Source organism: Polynucleobacter sp. AM-25C3 (assembly GCF_018882335.1).
Taxonomy (GTDB): domain Bacteria; phylum Pseudomonadota; class Gammaproteobacteria; order Burkholderiales; family Burkholderiaceae; genus Polynucleobacter.
Genome location: NZ_JACVOS010000001.1, coordinates 92,251 through 111,786 on the forward strand (window position 1 = coordinate 92,251; position 19,536 = coordinate 111,786).

The following is a 19,536-nucleotide window of genomic DNA, read 5'->3' on the forward strand; positions in this document are numbered from 1 at the left end:
ATGTCAAAGCTATCTCTTGGCCAAGCAACGCAATACCCCGATCAATATGATCCGAGCCTGCTCTTTCCCATTCCACGTACTGAGAATCGCCTAAAGCTAGATATCCAACCCAATCAAGCTTTGCCATTCGTGGGTGTTGATATTTGGAATGCCTTTGAGCTCAGCTGGCTCAATAAAAAAGGGAAGCCCCAGATTGCTTTGGCAGAATTCCAAGTGCCAGCGGACTCGCCAAACATGATTGAATCTAAATCATTCAAGCTCTATCTCAATAGCCTCAATAGCGCTCGCTTTGAAGATGAAACTGAAGTGCGAGAAAGATTAATTACCGATTTATCGGCAGTGGCTGGCAGCAAAATTTCCACCCGCATGAATCCAATTGAAGTAGTTGCCAAAAAAGGCATGCAAGAAATGAGTGGCGTCCTGATGGATCGTCTTGATATCGAGATCGATCCCAAGGAAACTGCTGATCCTTCGCTACTCGGCATAAATGAATCTTTTGGACCGATCGAGCAATGCCTGGTCTCTCATTTGCTCAAATCCAATTGTCCGGTCACCGGTCAACCCGATTGGGCAAGCGTACAAATTCGCTATCAAGGTCGTCCGATTTTGGAAGAAGGCTTACTTCGTTACCTCATCGGCTTCAGACAGTTGGGCGAGTTTCATGAGCATTGTGTTGAAACCATTTTTTGCGACATCAAACGTCAGTGCAAACCAGACAAGCTCTCGGTTTATGCGCGCTACACCCGTCGCGGCGGCCTAGATATTAATCCCTTCCGCACAGATCACAATGCGCCCTGGCCAGACAACACGCGCCACGCTAGGCAGTAACAAAATCTGCAGATAAATAAAAAGCCCTTCTAGAAGGGCTTTTTACATGAAGCACAACTAATTAACGAGATACTTAAAACGGAATATCGTCATCCATTGCACCAAGCGATGCGGCGTTTGAAGACGCTGGGGCAGACTGCTCAGCCGGCTTTGAGCGGCTATAGCTTTCACCACCATCACCACTGCCGCCTACTGGCTTGCCACCAAGCATTTGCATTGTTTCTGCAACGATCTCAGTGGAATATTTTTCTTGGCCGCTAGCATCAGTCCATTTACGTGTACGTAAACGACCTTCTACATAAACCTGTGAGCCTTTTTTGAGATATTGACCAGCGATCTCTGCAAGCTTGCCAAAGAATGCAACACGGTGCCATTCTGTGGTTTCTTTCATTTCGCCAGACTGCTTATCTTTGTAACGATCTGATGTCGCTACTGAAATATTTGTTACGGCGTCGCCGCTTGGCATATAACGTGTTTCTGGATCGCGTCCTACGTTACCTACGATGATGACTTTATTTACCGAAGCCATGTTGTCTCCCGAAGAAAAATACTGCTGTTATTACTACTAAAAATAAACTACTCGTTTTAATTAAACCAATAATGCTACGGCGCTGTCTTTGGTGCCACATCCTTGGATTCTGTAGCTCTCGTTGGCATCGTACCCATCGACCAAGCAATTATAAGCCAGCATAAAAGCAGTACTGCGCCCATCACAAAGACCGATAAATCACCATGGCTATCCATTAGCCAACCCCCAATTACAGCGCCTGTAAAGAGGCCTATCGACTGGGTAGTGTTGTAAACACCCAGCGCAGTGCCCTTAGATTCTTTAGCAAAGCGAGAAACCAAGGATGGCTGCAATGCCTCAAGTAAGTTAAAACCCACAAAGTAAATTAACAAGGCAGTGGCGATAGCAGTAATTGAATGGGCGCTGGTAAACACGAGTTCCGCCGACAAGAGCAGCACAATCGCCGCCAATAAGATTGTTCGTAACTGCTGTTTCTTTTCTCCAAAAATCAGAATAGGTGCCATTAAGAAAAAAGAGAGGAACACAACTGGGAGATATACCTGCCAATGTGACGCCAAAGGCAAGCCTGCTTGAACTAATAAGCGAGGCACTACCAAGAACATCGCCACTTGAGTGGCATGTAATACAAATACACCCGCATTTAAACGCATCAACTCAGGACGCAGAAAAACTGCCTTTAAGCTCGCTTGCTGCAACTTAGCTTCAGGCTTAGTGCTTGGCAGAACGTAATAAGCGACAAACATCGCACCAACCCCCAATACCGCCAAGACCATAAAAATTCCGCTCAAGCTGATCAAACGATAGATTGGCGCAGCGATCACGAGTGATAAGGCAAATGAGAGGGCAATGCTACCTCCCACTAAGGCCATCGCACGGGTTCGAACCTGCTCACGGGTTAAATCGGCAACCCAAGCAGAAATCGCTGCGGAGACGGCTCCAGCTCCCATGACCCCGCGACCAATTGCAATCCACAAGAGATCGTCTTGGGCAGCGCAAATTAAGGCGCCCGCTACAAATAAGGAAAGTCCCCACAAAACGACTGGTTTTCGACCAATTCGGTCAGATAAGCGCCCCAAGGGAATATAGAAGCAGGCCTGGACAATATTGAAGATGCCCAGGGTTAAGCCAACCCAGATGGCATGTTCGCCGCCTGGCAAGCCCCGCGCATGAATGCTAAAAACCGGCAAAAGCAAAAATAAGCCCAGCATACGGAGGCCAAAGATGCCTGCTAAGGCCAGAGTGGAGCGAAGTTCAGAAGGATTCATGGGAAAGGGCTATATTAACAAGTTACGCTAAAAAATCATGAATAACGAAATTAAGATCCGCGGTGCGCGCACGCACAACCTTAAAAACATCAATCTAGATATCCCTAGAGAGAAATTGGTCGTCTTGACTGGTCTATCTGGCTCAGGCAAAAGCTCATTGGCTTTTGACACCCTGTACGCCGAAGGCCAACGTCGCTATGTAGAGTCCTTATCTGCCTATGCCCGCCAGTTCTTGCAGTTGATGGAAAAGCCAGATGTCGACACGATTGAAGGCCTTTCTCCAGCGATCTCCATTGAGCAAAAAGCGACTAGCCACAATCCCCGCTCTACCGTTGGCACCGTTACTGAAATTCATGATTACTTGCGTTTGTTATTTGCACGCGCTGGCACACCGCACTGCCCAGAACACGATCTCCCCTTAGAGGCACAAAGTGTTTCTCAAATGGTGGATACCGTTTTAGCCATGCCTGAAGACACTAAACTCATGATCCTAGCTCCTGTGGTCAGCGAGCGTAAAGGTGAATTCGTAGATTTATTTCAAGACCTGCAAGCCCAAGGTTTTGTGCGCTTTCGTGTGCGCTCTGGTGGCGGCACTACCAATACTGCCAAAGCAGAAATCTTTGAAGTTGATCAATTACCAGCACTTAAGAAAAACGATAAACACTCAATTGAAGTGGTAGTCGATCGCATTAAAGTGCGTCCCGATATTCAGCAGCGTGTAGCAGAGTCCTTTGAGACTGCGTTACGCCTTGCTGATGGCAAAGCCATGATCGTGAATATGGACACTGGCAAAGAGATGATTTTCTCGAGCAAGTTTGCTTGCCCCATTTGCTCTTACTCATTGCAAGAACTTGAGCCACGTCTCTTCTCGTTTAACAACCCAATGGGCGCCTGCCCCTCATGCGATGGTTTAGGTCATCAATCTTTCTTCGATCCAAAGCGCATTGTTGCTCACCCGGACTTATCCCTGGCATCTGGTGCTATTAAAGGTTGGGATCGTCGCAATCAGTTTTACTTCAAGCTATTGCAAACACTCGCAAAGCACGGTGGATTTGATGTTGAGAAACCCTTTGAGACCCTCAATAAGAAACAACAAGATTTAATTTTGCTCGGCTCGGGTGATGTCACTATTCCATTTGAGTACATCAATGAGCGTGGCAAGAATAGCGTTCGCGAACATGCCTTTGAAGGCATTGTTGCTAACTTTGAGCGTCGTTATCGTGAGACTGACTCAGCAACCGTTCGCGAAGAATTAGCCCGCTATCAAAACGTCCAAACTTGTCCGGAATGTAGTGGCAGTCGTTTGCGCAAAGAAGCGCGCTTTGTCAAAGTGGGCGATGGCAAGCAGTCGCGTGCTATTTATGAAATCAGTGCCCTGCCCCTAAAAGAAGCTAAGGAATATTTTGAAGCGCTCGAACTCAAGGGTGCTAAGCGAGAAATCGCTGACAAAATTGTGAAAGAGATTGGCTCGCGCCTTCGCTTCTTAAATGATGTGGGCTTGGACTACCTCTCATTAGAGCGCAGTGCAGATACCCTCTCCGGCGGCGAGGCACAGCGCATTCGTCTGGCTTCCCAGATTGGCTCTGGTCTGACTGGCGTGATGTACGTATTAGATGAGCCATCAATTGGCCTGCATCAACGCGATAACGATCGCCTGATCGGCACCTTGAAGCATCTACGCGACCTTGGTAACAGCGTACTGGTGGTAGAGCATGACGAAGACATGATTCGCGCCTCTGACTACGTCATCGATATCGGCCCTGGCGCTGGCGTACATGGTGGCGAAATCGTTGCTGAAGGCACTCCCGAAGAAGTAGAGGCTAACCCTAAATCCCTGACAGGCGCTTATTTATCTGGTCGAGAGTGGATCGCTGTTCCAGAAAAACGCATCCCCGTAAATGACAAGTTCCTAGAAATCATCGGTGCACGCGGTAACAATCTCCAATCAGTCCACGCCAAGATTCCAGTGGGCTTACTCACTTGCGTCACTGGTGTATCTGGATCTGGTAAATCCACGCTGATTAACGACACACTGCATCACGCAGTTGCACAACATATCTATGGTTCGAATGCTGAACCAGCAGCGCATGATGCAATCAAAGGTCTAGAGAACTTTGACAAAGTCATTAGCGTAGACCAATCCCCTATTGGCAGAACACCGCGCTCTAACCCGGCAACTTATACAGGTCTATTTACGCCGATCAGAGAACTCTTTTGTGGCGTGCCTGCTTCACGAGAGCGTGGCTACGAGGCGGGACGTTTTTCATTCAACGTCAAGGGTGGTCGCTGTGACGCCTGCGAGGGTGATGGCGTTATTAAAGTAGAAATGCATTTCTTGCCAGACGTATATGCGCCTTGTGATGTCTGTCATGGCAAACGCTATAACCGCGAGACTTTGGATATTCGCTACAAAGGCAAGAATATTCATGAAGTGCTGTCGATGACTATCGAGCAAGCCCATGAATTCTTTGAGGCCGTTCCCATCGTCAAACGTAAACTCAAAACATTACTTGATGTAGGCTTGGGCTACGTCAAACTCGGTCAAAGCGCGACTACCTTGTCAGGCGGTGAAGCACAACGCGTCAAACTCTCGCTAGAACTTTCAAAACGCGATACCGGTAGAACACTGTATATCCTGGATGAGCCAACTACTGGCTTGCATTTCCACGACATTCAATTACTACTCACCGTTCTGCAGACCCTCAAGAAACAAGGCAATACGATTGTCATCATTGAGCACAATTTAGATGTGATCAAAACCGCTGATTGGATTATTGACTTAGGCCCTAAAGGCGGCGCCGGCGGTGGACAGATTATTGCCACTGGTACGCCAGAGGAAGTTGCTAAAAATGAAGCTAGCTTTACCGGTCACTACTTAGCACCATTACTGGTTCGCAAACAGGCTCCGGCGAAAAAGAAAAAATAACTCAAACGAAATGTTGAGTTACGCAATCAGAGCAATTTAGATTCGGCTAAATCAGTCGCTTCTGAATTGCCTGAGAGCACCAAGATGTCGTTAGCCTCTAAACGCAATTCTGGGGTGAGCTCTAACTTGACATAGTCAGAGCCGCCTACTTTTCTTCTAACTGCTTGTACGCTCACACCTTCATTTTCAAGATGCAGCTCTTCAAGTGTCTTACCAATGCTGGCTGACTCTGGCAATAAAGTGACGGAGTGTAAACGCCATGAGTCTTTAGACTCCGCTTCATCCGCCACTCCACGAAAGTACCCGCGAAGCAGGCTATAACGTGCCTCGCGCGCACTGGTTATACGGCGCACTACCTTCCGCATGGGCACACCCATCATGAGCAACACATGCGATGCCATCATGAGGCTGCCTTCAATTAACTCTGGCACAACCTCGGTCGCGCCAGCTGCTTGTAGCTTAGCTAAATCTGCATCGTCTTTCGTGCGCACCAATACCGTCATGCCTGGACGAAGGAGCTCAACTTGATGCAGCACTTTCAAAGTTGCAGGGGTATCTGCATAGGTAATCACAACCGCCTTTGCTCTAGATAAGCCGGCAGCTACTAAATAATTTTCTCGACTTGCATCGCCATACACCACGTTGTCCCCTGCTGCTGCGGCTTCTTTTACGCGATCTGGGTCCATATCTAAAGCGATATAGGGTATCTTTTCTTGATCAAGCATCCGAGCCAAACTTTGACCTGAGCGACCAAAACCACAAATTACCACATGGTTTTCTGTACGGACACTTTTTGCTGCAACACGTGTCAGTGCCAACGATTGCAATAGCCACTCGTTACTAGAAAAACGCATCGCAATACGATCGCTATATTGAATCAAGAAAGGCGCACCAAACATCGAGAGCAACATCGCCGCCAATACTGCTTGACTCAAAGCGGGGTCGATTAAATCCAAGCCATCTATTTGATTTAAGAGCACGAACCCGAATTCACCAGCCTGCGCCAAACACAAGCCTGTCCGAATAGAGATGCCGGGGCTGGAACCAAAAGCGCGTGATAGCAGTGCGATCAAACCAAACTTAAAGATCAAGGGGCCAATCAGTAGGAGTAAGACGAGCATCCACTGCTGATAAATCACCTCAAAATCCAGCAACATGCCAACGGTAATGAAGAAAAGGCCTAAGAGTACATCCCTGAAAGGTTTAACGTCCTCTTCCACTTGATGGCGATAGGGTGTCTCGGCAATCAACATGCCAGCCAAGAAGGCGCCGAGCGCTAGCGATAAGCCAAAGTGCTCGGTAAGTCCCGCCATACCCAAAACAATGAGCAGCAAATTGAGCATGAATAATTCTTGAGAGCGCAACTTGGCAACCAAACTAAACCATCGGCTCATTAAGGTTTGCCCAATAACGAAAATCAGAACCAGCGCCACCGTAATCTTGATGGAGGCTGCAGTCAACGCTAAAAATAAGTCTCCAGGATTTTTACCCAAGGAGGGAATCAAAATGAGCAGGAAAACCACTGCCAAATCCTGAAACAGCAAAATACCAATAATGTTGCGGCCATGCTCGGTTTCAATTTCTGAGCGATCGGCAATGAGCTTAGTAACAATGGCGGTTGAGGACATGGCCAAAGCGCCCCCTAAGGCAATAGCCGCCTGCCAGGAAATGGGGTAAATCCAGTTCATCATCAAACTGGCCGGAACAGCAAGTAAAATGGTCAAAATTACCTGGCTGGCACCCAAGCCAAATACGATGGTTCGCATGGCTCGAAGCTTGTGGAGGTTGAATTCCAAGCCAATCGAGAACATTAAGAAAACCACCCCAAATTCAGCTAAATACTTTACTGTGGCGGAATCATTGGCCAAACCAAGGGCATGCGGCCCAATGAGGACGCCAATGGCTAGATAGCCCAAAATAGGGGGTAGCCCAAAATAGCGGAAAATAACCACCCCGGCCACTCCGGAGGCCAACAAGATGAGAGTTAACTGAAGGACTGACGGCATATACTCACCCCATGATAGCTAAGACTCGTGACCGAACCCTAAAGCTTGCGCGCGACACCCTCACCATTGAGGCTGCTGCACTGCACACCATGCGTGATCGCCTTGAAGGCGCGAACGCCGATGCCCTCGTATTGGCGGTTGATCTCCTACATTCCTGCAAAGGCCGTATTGTCGTTTCTGGAATTGGCAAATCAGGGCATATTGCTCGCAAGATTGCCGCCACATTTGCATCAACAGGCTCCCCGGCTTTTTTTGTCCATCCTGCAGAAGCCAGTCATGGCGACCTAGGAATGGTCACACGTGATGACGTCTTTGTTGCTCTATCGAATTCTGGTGAAACTGATGAATTACTCACCATCGTACCCATCGTCAAGCGCACTGGCGCAAAACTGATTGCTCTTACTGGCGCACCAAATTCTTCTTTGGCAAAGTTGGCGGATGCCCATTTAGACACCAGCGTAGAAAAAGAAGCCTGTCCACTTAACTTAGCGCCGACCACCAGCACAACGGCGGCCTTAGCAATGGGCGATGCCTTAGCCGTGGCATTGCTCGATGCTCGCGGTTTTCAGGCAGAAGATTTTCAGCGCTCTCACCCTGGCGGACGCCTGGGTCGAAAACAGCTAATGCATGTGAGTGAAGTCATGCGCAGCTTGGATGAGACTCCTAAGATTGCGATCTCCGCCTCTTTGCAAGATGCTCTACTCGAGATGACGTCCAAGCGGATGGGTATGGTGGTTACTTTAGATACTGCAAATAAAGTAGCCGGCATCTTTACTGATGGTGACTTACGTCGCCTACTAGAAAAGAGTACCAATTTAGATGGCCTCACTTTAGAAAAAGCGATTACCTCAGCGCCACGCACGATTCCCCCAGAGCTATTAGCAGAAGAAGCTATTGAGATGATGGAAAAACATCGCATCAACCATTTGGTGGTAACCGACCCAAATGGCGGATTACTTGGAGCACTCAATCTGCATGACTTATTTGCAGCCAAGGTAATTTAAGCCGCCAACTTTTAAAAATTCTATTTATTCACATGCCTAGCGCCTTTAACGCCCACAATACCAATCCCCTAAGCCAATACCCGCAAGCCTGGGAGCGTGCTGGCGCAGTCAAACTTCTGGTGCTGGATGTCGATGGTGTTCTCACCAATGGTCAAGTATTGATTGGGGAAAATGGCAAAGAATCTACCAAGGGATTTGATATCCAGGATGGATTAGGAATTAAGCTTTTAGAGAAGATTGGTATTCCCACAGCGATCATTACAGGACGCAGCTCCAAAATGGTTTTGGCGCGTTGCGAAGAGCTGGGCATTAAACATGTACACATGGGCGTAGAAAACAAGGCAGTTGCTTTAGAAAAGATTCTGCAATCTCTTGGGCTACAGTCCACTGATTGCGCAGTGATGGGTGATGATTGGCCTGATTTCCAAATGATGAAGTCAGCGGGACTAAAGGTATGCCCCGCACAAGGGCATGAGGCTGTCAAAGAAACTGTTCACTTTGTCACTACGAGATCTGGTGGGAGTGGCGCCGTGCGCGAAGTTTGCGACCTCATCCTGAAGGCGCAAAACCGCTATGAGGAATTACTCGCTCAGGCGCGCGCTTAAGGTCTTTAGTAATGCAACTGAATCCCCAAAAAATCAAACTGAGTATCTGGCGTGGCTTATTACGTCTCATGCCTTTGATCTTGATGGGCTCTCTCACGCTGATGACCTTTTGGTTGGTTAAGAAAAATCAGCCAGCGGAAAAATCTGCCATCGAACGCGTCCGCCTACATGAGCCTGATTACATTATTAACAATGGTGCTTTATCTGCGCTCAACGAATCTGGCAACACCAAATATCGAGTATTGGGCAAGAAGGTGACCCACTATGACGATGATGCTTCAATCGATATTGAAACGCCTCGGATACGCTTGTTCCCACCTGAAAAATCACCGATAACCGTCAAAGCAGATACAGGCCACTTAGATGGTGATCTAACTATTTTGGACCTGATTGATAACGCAGAAATCTTTCGCCCGCCTCAAGCCGCCACAGCCACTGAACCAGCAAGACCACGCATGCTTGCGCGCTCTTCGTATTTCAAGGTGCTCATCAATGATGACATTATTGAAACGGATAAACCCATTACGCTTGAGCAAGGGGTCTCTGTCATGCATTCCACCGATGGCGGTGTATTTAACAACATCGAACAAAGCATGGTTTTATCAGGGCAAGTAAGAGGACGCATAGAGCGCATACAACCAGGAGGGCAGCCATGAGTTATGCGTCTTTCAATTTATTGCGTCAACTGGCAATCTCAACTTTAGTCTTAGCCATCTGCATGATGACAGGAGCTCATGCTGAAAAAGCAGATCAAGATAAGCCTATTGTTTTGGAAGCTGAAAAAGTTTCAGTAAATGATGTCCAGCAAGTCTATGAACTCGATGGTGAAGTACTCCTAACCAAAGGTAGCATTCTGATTACCGGCGAGAAAGCCAATATCAAGGTCGACCCTGAAGGCTATGAATACGTTGATGTCCAGGGAACTCCAGAATCGATAGCTAGCTTTAGACAAAGACGCGAAGGGCCTGCCAATGAGTTCATGCAGGGTCGTGGACAAACCGTTACCTACAATGCAAAGACCGAGCTCCTTACCCTAACTGGGGATGCTAGTTTGAAGCGTCTTCTTAATATGCAAATGCTAGATCAATTACGCGGCTGGAAAATTGACTATGACGATGTCAAGCAACGCTATCAAGTCTCGCCGCCTGCAAATGCGAAGGCAGAAGATTTGCCATTGGCCAGAGCCATCCTTTCACCCAGAAGAAAAGCTACACTAGAGAAATGACCACGGACTCCAGCAGCAATCAAAAGCCAGCAACTTTAACTGCCCAGCATCTTCAAAAGCGCTATGGATCCCGTACGGTGGTGCGGGATGTTTCGGTAGAAGTGAAGTGTGGCGAAGTGGTTGGGCTCTTGGGTCCGAATGGTGCTGGCAAAACAACATCTTTCTACATGATTGTTGGCCTAGTTCCGCTAGATGGCGGGAGCATCGTTCTTGATGGCACAGACATTACCCACCTCCCCATTCATGAGCGAGCCCGCATGGGCTTGTCCTACCTTCCACAAGAGGCCTCTGTTTTCAGAAAGCTCAATGTGGCTGAAAATATTCAGGCTGTACTAGAGCTTCAAGTTCAAGGTGGCAAACCTTTAAGCAAAGCTGAGATTGCGCATCGCTTAGATGAGCTCTTGGGCGAGCTCCAAATTAGCCATCTGCGGGATAACCCAGCGCTTTCCTTATCCGGTGGAGAGCGTCGACGAGTTGAAATCGCCAGAGCCTTAGCTTCTCAGCCTAAGTTCATCTTATTGGATGAGCCCTTTGCAGGCGTTGACCCGATTGCAGTTGGAGAAATTCAGCGAATTGTGCGCTTCTTACGAGATCGTCAAATAGGTGTTCTCATCACGGACCATAATGTTCGCGAGACTTTGGGTATTTGCGATCATGCCTACATCATCAGCGAAGGCAGCGTTCTGGCACAAGGCAAGCCAGACCAAATTATTCAGAACGATGCCGTCCGAAGAGTGTATTTGGGCGAAAACTTCCGCATGTAAATTTTCGGGTTTTTCCAGTATTTATTAAATAAAAATGATCTGCCCCCTTGGTTTTCAGCAAAATCGCTGATACGCTGGAGGCTCATGAAGTTCAATTCCATATAAATAAGTACAACATTACAGGGGCTTGCTGCGCACCCCGGGTAATTATTTGCGCATGCATTTTGATTTGAATAGGAGCCGCTAATGAATTTAAAAATTAATAGCCGTCATGTCGAAGTAACTCCAGCGATGCGTACCCACCTTGAGTCTGGGTTAGCCAAAATTCGCAAACACTTTGATCACGTCCTAGATGCCTCCGCATTTTTAATTGTTGACAACGCCAAAGAAAAAAATCTTCGCCAGGCTGCCGAGATCACAATTCACCTGAAAGGCAAGGAACTCTTTGCTGAAGCTCACAATGCTGACCTTTACCATGCTATGGACGCTGTCGTCGATAAACTCGAGCGTCAAGTTGTCAAGCATAAAGAAAAGATCCAAGATCACTACCACGATAAGCATTTTGAGTGATCCTTGCCGTCAGGACACCTATAATCATTTGACATGAATGCCCTGACCGATCTTTTCACCTTAGACCGCATTGCCTTAGATAACCCCGCTAAAAATCGGACTGAGGTATTTGCGGCCGTAGGGCAACTATTTTCCAAGCAAGCAGGTCTTGAAGCCGATGCAGTAGTTGGTTTCTTAAATGCCCGCGAAAACTTGGGCTCCACCGCCTTGGGTGCTGGCGTTGCCATCCCTCACGGCAGAGTAAAGGGACTGAAACACCCCATTGCTGCATTTGTGAAATTAAAAGAGCCGATTGAGTTTGCTGCGCCCGATGGCGAAGCTGTCTCTATTCTGATCTTTTTACTCGTCCCTGAAAAAGCGACCCAGCAACATTTAGAGATTTTGTCCTCGATTGCACAGCTCCTATCTGATCAGGATGCTCGCAAGTCGCTCGCCTTAGAAGATAGTCCAGAGAAGGTGTGCCAGCTTTTACAAACGTGGGGCTCAGTTTGACGACCCAACCCTTACTCCTCGAGGGAGTTACCGCCCAACAGATCTTTGATGACAATGTTTCAGAGCTGAAACTTTCTTGGATTGGTGGACTGGAAGGTGCCGATCGCACTTTTCCTCCGGAGGCTGTTAAAGCAGCCGCGGCCAGCTCTGACTTGGTGGGCCACTTAAACCTCATTCACCCAAGTAGGATTCAGATCTTTGGTGAACAGGAAGTTGACTATCACGCTGAGCTAGAGCCCAAACAAAGACAAGAGCAGATCTCCAGCCTAATCTCGAAAACTCCGCCTTGCGTGATTGTGGCTGACGGGAAAGGGGCGGATCCAGATTTGCAACTCTTCTGCCAGAGATCTTCTACCCCTTTATTTACGACAGCTATCTCGGCTGCTGAGGTCATTGACCACCTACGTACCTATCTCACCAAAATTGGCGCGCCCCAGATCACCATGCATGGCGTGTTCATGGATATTTTGGGTTTAGGTGTCTTGATTATGGGTGAGTCTGGCCTAGGCAAAAGCGAATTGGGCTTAGAGCTAATTTCTCGTGGTCACGGCCTAGTAGCGGATGACGCAGTGGATTTTGCGCGTTTGGGCCCTGACTATATTGAAGGTCGCTGTCCCGTCATCTTGCGTAACCTTTTAGAGGTTCGCGGGCTGGGCTTATTGGATATTCGCACCATCTTTGGTGAAACTGCTGTGCGCCGTAAATTGAAATTGCGTTTAATCGTGCAATTGGTACGTCGCAATGATGGAGAATTCGAGCGCCTGCCTTTGGAAGCCCAGCATATTGATGTTTTGGGTATCCCCATCAGAACGGTAAAAATTCAAGTGGCTGCGGGACGCAACTTAGCGGTTCTCGTAGAGGCGGCAGTGCGCAATACCATTTTGCAACTGCGTGGCATCGACACCTTAAAAGAATTCATGGAACGCCAGCGTTTGCAAATGAATGCTGAGGCCGACTCCGCCAAATCACAGGGCCGCCTCCTCTAATATGCAAATCAATCTGATTACCGGCATCTCCGGCTCAGGTAAATCAGTTGCACTGAGGGCCTTTGAGGATGCTGGCTACGACTGTGTAGACAATCTTCCAGTCACCCTCTTAGAAAACCTCATCACCACCTTAGAAAATGAGAAGTGTGAGCGCGTTGCAGTTGCCATTGATGCGCGTCGCGGCAAATCGATTGCAGAACTACCCAAGATCCTAGAAAACCTGAGGCGCAATCACCAGGTACGGGTTGTTTTTCTTAATGCTGATACAAACACCCTCATACAACGATTCTCGGAAACCCGTAGGCGTCATCCGCTTTCTGGCAAAACTCAGCAGACTCAATCTGCCACCCTCATTGAAGCGATTGATAAAGAGCGTAGTCTGTTGGAGCCACTACGTACTCAAGCGCATAGTATTGATACCAGCAGCCTTCCTGCGCACGCTTTGCGCTCTTGGATTCGGGATCTTTTAAATGATAAACCGCTTGGACTCTCTATCATCTTTGAATCCTTTGGGTTTAAAAAAGGCGTGCCCAGCGATGCTGACTTGGTTTTTGATGTGCGCTGCCTCCCCAACCCGCACTACGACACAGTCTTACGTCCTCTATCAGGCAAAGATCAGGCGGTAAAAGAATTTTTAGAAAAGATTCCTGAAGTAGTCAGTATGGAAAATGACATTATTCAGTTTGTTGAAAAATGGTTACCCCACTACATTGCAGATGGTCGCAGTTATCTAACGGTTGCTATTGGGTGCACGGGAGGACAACATCGCTCAGTCTATCTAGTCGGTCGAATCATGGCGCACTTTCTAGCGCAACAAGATTTAGCTAATCTTCAGATTAGTTTTTTAAGTCGTCACCGCGAGCTAGACTCAATCCCTGCAATAGCAATTTAATTGGCTGCGGCAAGCCGTACTTTCCTAGCTGACGCAAAGGAATCCACTTCAAATTATCGCTAGAGAATTTCACCGTATCGCTCGAAGACACATGCCAAATCTGCATCCATAAACGTCGATGGGTAAAGACATGCTTGATTTCTGGGCCACGCTCCATTGGCTGACATGTCTTCAAAGCAGTAGCGCGCTTTTCATCTGGCAATACCAACTTGAATAAATCCTTGGTAGTCAGATGAATCGGATCTTCTTCAGAAGGAGTCGCTGAATTTTTCTCTTTTGGTCTCCATGCAGATTCAGGTAAAGACCAGAGCCCACCCCAGATGGCTTTCTCTGGACGCTTTTGCAGCAATACTGAATCGCCATGCCGGAGCAATAACATGTCGCAATCAAATTCTGGGGATTTTGCTTTGACTGCCTTGCGAGGCAGCAACAATACTTGATCGCTAAGGCTGGCCTGACACTCTTTTGCAAATGGGCATTTCTTTAGATCACTCAAACACACGGGCTTGCGCGAGGTACACCATGTTGCCCCAAAATCCATTAAGGCTTGCGTATATACCGGCATGTCTACGGCATTTTTAGGAAGTAGTTTTTTGGCTAAGAGCCACAGCTGATCATTGACTGCTTTTTCTTGAATAGCGCCCTCGATGCCAAACAGGCGTGCCAGAATACGTTTCACATTAGCATCCAAAATTGGCGCACGCTCATGAAATGCAAAGGCTGCAATTGCGCCTGCTGTTGATCTGCCGATACCCTTTAATTGTTCAAGCAAGAGGGGGTCGCTCGGAAACTGCCCCCCAAACTCTTCCATGACTTGCTTGGCACAGGCATGGAGATTTCGAGCGCGTGAGTAATAACCAAGTCCAGCCCATTCTGCCAAGATATCATCCAATGGAGCAGCAGCCAACTTCTTTACTGTCGGAAAGCGTTTCATAAAGCGGGGGTAGCGCTCTAAAACCGTAGCAACTTGGGTTTGTTGCAACATGATTTCCGAAACCCAAACTGCATAAGAATCACGAATACTTTGCCATGGCAAGCCTTGGCGCCCATCCTTGCCATGCCAAGCAATCAGCTTGTTAGCGAAGTACTTCATTAGCGCTTCTGACATTGGGGGCAAAAATAAGTGGAGCGTTGACCTTGCACTATTTGCTTAATCGACGTCTTGCACACTTTGCAAGCTTGGTCTTTACGATCATAGACTTTGGTTTGCACCATGAAGTGCCCAGGATCACCTTCGCTATTGACGAAGTCCTTCAAAGTACTACCGCCTGCGTCAATAGCCTTCTTTAAAATCAACCGCACTGCAGCGGCCAATCGAGAACATTGTGGACGGGTTAATTTTCCAGCGGCCTTGGCCGGATGAATGCCTGCCTCAAACAAACTCTCCGAACAATAGATGTTCCCAACACCAACCACTGCTTGCCCTGCCAACAAAAACTGTTTTACCGCAATACTGCGCTTGCGTGAGTACCGATATAAAACATCCGCGCCCAGCTCGCCAGAAAATTCAGGTGAGAAAGGCTCGATGCCGAGCTTTAGTAAAAGCGCGTTGCTCTCAACGGGTCCTTTGGATTTTGGATGCCACAAAACAGCGCCAAACTTTCGAGGATCATGCAAGCGCAAACTGAGCTTGCCGAACTCAAATGTCACACGATCATGTGGCTTCAGAGGATCGCTACTCGGAAGGACTCGCAGCGTTCCTGTCATGCCCAGATGCAGCAATAGATAACCATTATCCAATTCCATTATTAAATATTTGCCACGACGCTCTATCCCCGCTACCTTCTGCCCAGAAAGTAATTGATTCAAATTGCTGGGCACCGGCCAACGCAAGCGACCATCAATAATTTTGACTGTACTGAGCTTGCACCCCTCTAAATGGGGTTGGATACCCAATCGGGTAACTTCGACTTCTGGGAGTTCTGGCATAAATGGATTGTAGATTCGCAGATTAGAATGTGCTTATGACCAAATTTTCACTAAAGCCCTCTTTTTGGGCCTTAATGCTCGTAACTGGACTTGGCATCAGCCTTTCCCTCTCCTCGAGTCATGCCCTTGCTAGAGCCAGTAGCCTAGATAGCGGTGAAGCCATATTCGAGGTCTTGGCCTCGGAAATCGCCTTACAGCGCGGTGAGGCTGGCCTTGCCTATGGCACTTATTTAGAACTCGCTCGCCAACTCGATGACCCCCGTTTGGCACAAAGAGCGATGGAAATAGCCATTACTGCAGGTGCACCAGATTTAGCCCTACAAGCTGCCCAAACCTGGGATAGCTTGGCAGGGCCAAAAAATACCAAACCCAAAGAAGTCCTCATCACGCTCTTGATCTTGAATCAGCGTTGGTCGGATGCCGTCAATCCCGCGATTTCTCTTTTAAATCAGCAGACTCCTGCACAACGTGAAAACACCTTGCTGCAGCTTCAAGCACTGTTGTCTAAGGCAACCGATGAGTCAGAGGCATTACGCGCTTTTTATGACATTGTTTCAACTTTAAAACCAGAACCTAAAGATCCCGGCCTGCTCTACACCTACGCGATGTCTGCTGAAAAATCTGGGCATATCGACGCTATGGAAAAGATTCTGCGTGAGATTTTGCGCAAAAATCCGAATGATGTGAACAGTCTCAATGCCCTAGGTTACTCACTAGCGGATCGCAATCAGAAATTGCCGGAGGCATTCAAACTCATCAGCAAGGCACATCAACTCTCGCCTAAAGATGGTTTTATTTTAGATAGCCTGGGTTGGGTCAACTTTCGCATGGGTAAAAATGCCTTAGCCCTTGAACAACTTCAACAGGCTTTCAATATGAAACCTGAGGCGGATATTGCTGCGCATATCGGTGAGGTCTTATGGGTTATGAATCGTCCTATCGAGGCAGAAGATATGTGGCGCAAAGGGCAGCAATTAGATGCCAATAATCCCACTCTGAAAGAAACCTTGAAGCGCTTAAAACCCGACTGGTCGGTGGCGGACACCACCCTCAAAGGCTCATGGGATGGACGTTTTGCGGTGAAGGTCACCGGACTTACTGAAGGCAGAAATCAAGGTGGCTCTGGTGGATTTACTTTGACTCAAGATGCACTCACTGATGTATTGGAAATTCGAAATCCGGTTGGTGGATCTATTGCCAAAATTACGATTAAGCCTGGTGAGGCTATTCTGGAACGCGATGGTCAACTGACTACCGCGATCGATGCTGACACCCTGATTCAAAATGCATTAGGACTTCCGCTACCCGCCCGCGGCTTATCTGATTGGTTACGCGGACAAACTCGTCCTGGCAGCAATGCGAGTGTCGAACGAAATGCAAAGGGGCAAGTAAGCAAAATTACACAAGATGGCTGGACCTTAAATTACAACTGGGGCAATTCTCAGCAATTAGAAAAACTCACCATGACTCGCAGTTCAAATATTGGGTCTATTGATATCCGGCTGGTATTCGATACTCCGAATGAGTGAAGCTGCAATGACGAGTAATACGATAGAACTTCGCTGTCCTGCAAAGCTCAATCTTTTTCTGCATATTGTTGGGCGCCGCGAAGATGGCTACCATCTTCTGCAATCCGTTTTTCAGTTGATTGATTGGTGCGATGTCCTCACCTTAAAGTGCATTCCAGAAAATGAGATTCGTCGCATTAATCCCATTCCAGGGGTACCACCAGAGCAGGATTTAGTAGTTCGTGCCGCCCAACTCTTGAAAGATTTCTGCAAGAGTAATCAAGGCATTGAGATTGGTCTGAAAAAAATGATTCCTATGGGAGCGGGTTTGGGTGGCGGGTCTTCGGATGCAGCATCCACCCTGATAGGCCTCAATAAACTCTGGGATCTCCATCTCGACACCCCCACCCTTTACCAACTCGGCCTAAAACTGGGGGCAGATGTGCCATTTTTTATCTTTGGTCAAAATGCGTTTGTCGAGGGCATTGGGGAAAAATTGCAGGAAATTTCCCTAGAAACCCAAGACTTTCTGGTGATCTTTCCCAATCAGGGGATTGCTACAGCTCAGATTTTCCAAGACCCTCAATTGACCCGGGATCACGCTCCGATTACAATAGATCGCTTTCTTGCATCGCCAAGGTCATTTCAGTCGAATGATTGTCAGGCAGTAGCGGTGCAGAAATGTCCTGAAGTGAAGCAAGCATTAGATTGGATTTACAAGGCAGTGCCAAACTCGGCGCCTTGTATGTCTGGCTCTGGAAGTAGCGTATTTGCCGCCTTAGACCCTAAGACGGACACCGCAAATCTGGAAAATCTTCTGCAAAATCTTCCAAAAGGATGGATGGGTCGAATTGTTCGGGGGCTAAATAAAAATCCCGCTTACAATTTGATTTCTTCAGATTGACCTGTAGGGGAATCGCCAAGCTGGTTAAGGCACTGGATTTTGATTCCAGCATGCGAAGGTTCGAATCCTTCTTCCCCTGCCAACTACTGTAGATACGACCAAAAGACATCCATTCGAACCCTACCCAAATTCCAAAATCACCTATGTCCGCCCCAATGAACGCAGATTTACTGACTCTTTTCACAGGCAATGCAAATCCGGTTTTGGCCCACGCGGTAGCCAAAGAGCTCAATCTCCCGATGGGAAAAGCATTTGTTGGTCGCTTCTCTGATGGTGAAATCCAGGTAGAAATTCAAGAGAACGTTCGCGGTAAGAATGTTGTCGTTATCCAATCCACTTGCGCTCCGACGAATGACAGCTTGATGGAGCTCATGATCATGATCGATGCTCTCAAACGAGCATCAGCAAGCCGTATAACCGCAGTGATCCCTTACTTCGGTTACGCTAGACAAGACCGTCGCCCACGTTCTGCACGGGTTGCGATCTCCGCCAGAATCGTAGCCAACATGCTCCAGTCCGTTGCCGGCGTTGAGCGTGTTCTCACCATGGACCTCCATGCCGACCAAATCCAGGGCTTCTTTGATATCCCAGTAGATAACATCTACTCATCCCCGGTATTGCTTGCTGACCTCCAGGCTCAGAAGACCCAAAAAGACCTCATCATTGTTTCGCCAGATATTGGCGGCGTCGTTCGCGCCCGCGCAATGGCCAAGCAATTAGGCACAGATTTAGCGATTATTGATAAACGTCGCCCTAAAGCAAACGTCTCAGAAGTAATGCACTTAATCGGCGAAGTAGAAGGCCGTCACTGCGTGATCATGGATGACATCATCGATACCGGTGGAACGCTCTGTAAAGCGGCTGAGGCTCTAAAAGAGCGCGGCGCCAAGGGTGTTACTGCCTACTGTACCCACGCAGTTCTATCCGGTGGCGCAGTAGCTCGCATCGCTGCCTCTGAATTAGATGAATTAGTAGTTACCGACACCATTCCATTGACCTCAGAAGCACTAAAAGTAGCCAAAATCCGTCAATTGAGCGTTGCCCCCATCCTCGCTGAGACCCTTTCCCGCATTAGTAAGGGTGATTCAGTGATGTCGATGTTTGCCGAATAAGCCAAAAATAGCGTTTCCAATCCTGTTTTTGGCAGTTTTGAGGCTTTTCTA

General features: G+C 47.9%; 19 protein-coding genes and 1 tRNA gene. 15 read left to right on the plus strand and 5 right to left on the minus strand.

What is annotated here, in order from left to right:
• Complete coding sequence (gene queF / locus ICN12_RS00460) at positions 1-828, plus strand: NADPH-dependent 7-cyano-7-deazaguanine reductase QueF (RefSeq protein ID WP_216270045.1); 828 nt, start codon at positions 1-3, stop codon at positions 826-828.
• Between the two features lie 73 nt (positions 829-901).
• Here queF and ssb read toward each other — a convergent pair whose 3' ends face one another.
• Both ssb and ICN12_RS00470 read right to left on the minus strand, forming a co-directional pair.
• Entirely contained in the window at positions 902-1,357 is a 456-nt protein-coding gene (gene ssb, locus ICN12_RS00465; RefSeq protein WP_215333974.1) for a single-stranded DNA-binding protein, read from the minus strand.
• Positions 1,358-1,431: 74 nt separating this feature from the next.
• The gene (locus ICN12_RS00470) at positions 1,432-2,622 is read right to left on the minus strand and encodes an MFS transporter (RefSeq protein ID WP_216270046.1); all 1,191 of its coding nucleotides are present in this window, start codon (positions 2,620-2,622) and stop codon (positions 1,432-1,434) included.
• A 37-nt stretch (positions 2,623-2,659) separates the two neighbouring features.
• Here ICN12_RS00470 and uvrA point away from each other — a divergent pair, with 37 nt between their 5' ends.
• A complete protein-coding gene (gene uvrA / locus ICN12_RS00475; RefSeq protein ID WP_216270047.1) occupies positions 2,660-5,548 on the plus strand; it encodes an excinuclease ABC subunit UvrA in 2,889 nt (962 codons plus the stop codon).
• A 26-nt stretch (positions 5,549-5,574) separates the two neighbouring features.
• Here uvrA and ICN12_RS00480 read toward each other — a convergent pair whose 3' ends face one another.
• Complete coding sequence (locus ICN12_RS00480) at positions 5,575-7,554, minus strand: monovalent cation:proton antiporter family protein (protein ID WP_216270048.1); 1,980 nt, start codon at positions 7,552-7,554, stop codon at positions 5,575-5,577.
• Between the two features lie 11 nt (positions 7,555-7,565).
• Here ICN12_RS00480 and ICN12_RS00485 point away from each other — a divergent pair, with 11 nt between their 5' ends.
• From ICN12_RS00485 to rapZ, 9 genes are all read left to right on the plus strand, one after another.
• Positions 7,566-8,558, plus strand: coding sequence for a KpsF/GutQ family sugar-phosphate isomerase (locus ICN12_RS00485; RefSeq protein ID WP_216270049.1), 993 nt, complete (start codon positions 7,566-7,568; stop codon positions 8,556-8,558).
• Positions 8,559-8,590: 32 nt separating this feature from the next.
• Entirely contained in the window at positions 8,591-9,163 is a 573-nt protein-coding gene (locus tag ICN12_RS00490) for a KdsC family phosphatase (RefSeq protein ID WP_216270050.1), read from the plus strand.
• A gap of 11 nt (positions 9,164-9,174) precedes the next feature.
• Positions 9,175-9,819 (plus strand): LPS export ABC transporter periplasmic protein LptC, encoded by a 645-nt coding sequence (gene lptC, locus ICN12_RS00495; protein ID WP_216270051.1) that lies wholly within the window; start codon positions 9,175-9,177, stop codon positions 9,817-9,819.
• A complete protein-coding gene (gene lptA, locus ICN12_RS00500; protein WP_216270052.1) occupies positions 9,816-10,388 on the plus strand; it encodes a lipopolysaccharide transport periplasmic protein LptA in 573 nt (190 codons plus the stop codon). Before lptC ends, lptA begins: the two co-directional genes overlap by 4 nt.
• Positions 10,385-11,152, plus strand: coding sequence for an LPS export ABC transporter ATP-binding protein (lptB, locus tag ICN12_RS00505; protein WP_216270053.1), 768 nt, complete (start codon positions 10,385-10,387; stop codon positions 11,150-11,152). The genes lptA and lptB overlap by 4 nt, the downstream gene beginning before the upstream one ends.
• Positions 11,153-11,338: 186 nt before the next feature.
• Entirely contained in the window at positions 11,339-11,662 is a 324-nt protein-coding gene (gene hpf, locus ICN12_RS00510) for a ribosome hibernation-promoting factor, HPF/YfiA family (RefSeq protein ID WP_216270054.1), read from the plus strand.
• 33 nt (positions 11,663-11,695) lie between these two features.
• Complete coding sequence (locus ICN12_RS00515; RefSeq protein WP_216270055.1) at positions 11,696-12,154, plus strand: PTS sugar transporter subunit IIA; 459 nt, start codon at positions 11,696-11,698, stop codon at positions 12,152-12,154.
• Entirely contained in the window at positions 12,151-13,140 is a 990-nt protein-coding gene (gene hprK, locus ICN12_RS00520) for an HPr(Ser) kinase/phosphatase (RefSeq protein WP_216270056.1), read from the plus strand. Before ICN12_RS00515 ends, hprK begins: the two co-directional genes overlap by 4 nt.
• A 1-nt stretch (position 13,141) precedes the next feature.
• Positions 13,142-14,032: an RNase adapter RapZ gene (gene rapZ / locus ICN12_RS00525; protein ID WP_216270057.1), complete on the plus strand. Its 891-nt coding sequence runs from the start codon at positions 13,142-13,144 to the stop codon at positions 14,030-14,032.
• Here rapZ and mutY read toward each other — a convergent pair.
• Complete coding sequence (gene mutY, locus ICN12_RS00530) at positions 13,977-15,140, minus strand: A/G-specific adenine glycosylase (RefSeq protein WP_216270058.1); 1,164 nt, start codon at positions 15,138-15,140, stop codon at positions 13,977-13,979. The two genes, rapZ and mutY, sit on opposite strands and share 56 nt — an antisense overlap.
• Complete coding sequence (gene mutM / locus ICN12_RS00535) at positions 15,125-15,961, minus strand: bifunctional DNA-formamidopyrimidine glycosylase/DNA-(apurinic or apyrimidinic site) lyase (protein ID WP_216270059.1); 837 nt, start codon at positions 15,959-15,961, stop codon at positions 15,125-15,127. Before mutM ends, mutY begins: the two co-directional genes overlap by 16 nt.
• Before the next feature lie 35 nt (positions 15,962-15,996).
• Here mutM and ICN12_RS00540 point away from each other — a divergent pair, with 35 nt between their 5' ends.
• From ICN12_RS00540 to ICN12_RS00555, 4 genes are all read left to right on the plus strand, one after another.
• Complete coding sequence (locus ICN12_RS00540; protein WP_216270060.1) at positions 15,997-17,490, plus strand: lipoprotein insertase outer membrane protein LolB; 1,494 nt, start codon at positions 15,997-15,999, stop codon at positions 17,488-17,490.
• Between the two features lie 7 nt (positions 17,491-17,497).
• The gene (gene ispE / locus ICN12_RS00545; RefSeq protein ID WP_216270223.1) at positions 17,498-18,373 is read left to right on the plus strand and encodes a 4-(cytidine 5'-diphospho)-2-C-methyl-D-erythritol kinase; all 876 of its coding nucleotides are present in this window, start codon (positions 17,498-17,500) and stop codon (positions 18,371-18,373) included.
• A gap of 5 nt (positions 18,374-18,378) precedes the next feature.
• A tRNA-Gln gene (locus ICN12_RS00550) sits at positions 18,379-18,455 on the plus strand.
• A 73-nt stretch (positions 18,456-18,528) separates the two neighbouring features.
• Positions 18,529-19,485 (plus strand): ribose-phosphate pyrophosphokinase, encoded by a 957-nt coding sequence (locus ICN12_RS00555; protein WP_216270225.1) that lies wholly within the window; start codon positions 18,529-18,531, stop codon positions 19,483-19,485.
• The last annotated feature ends 51 nt before the right edge of the window (positions 19,486-19,536 follow it).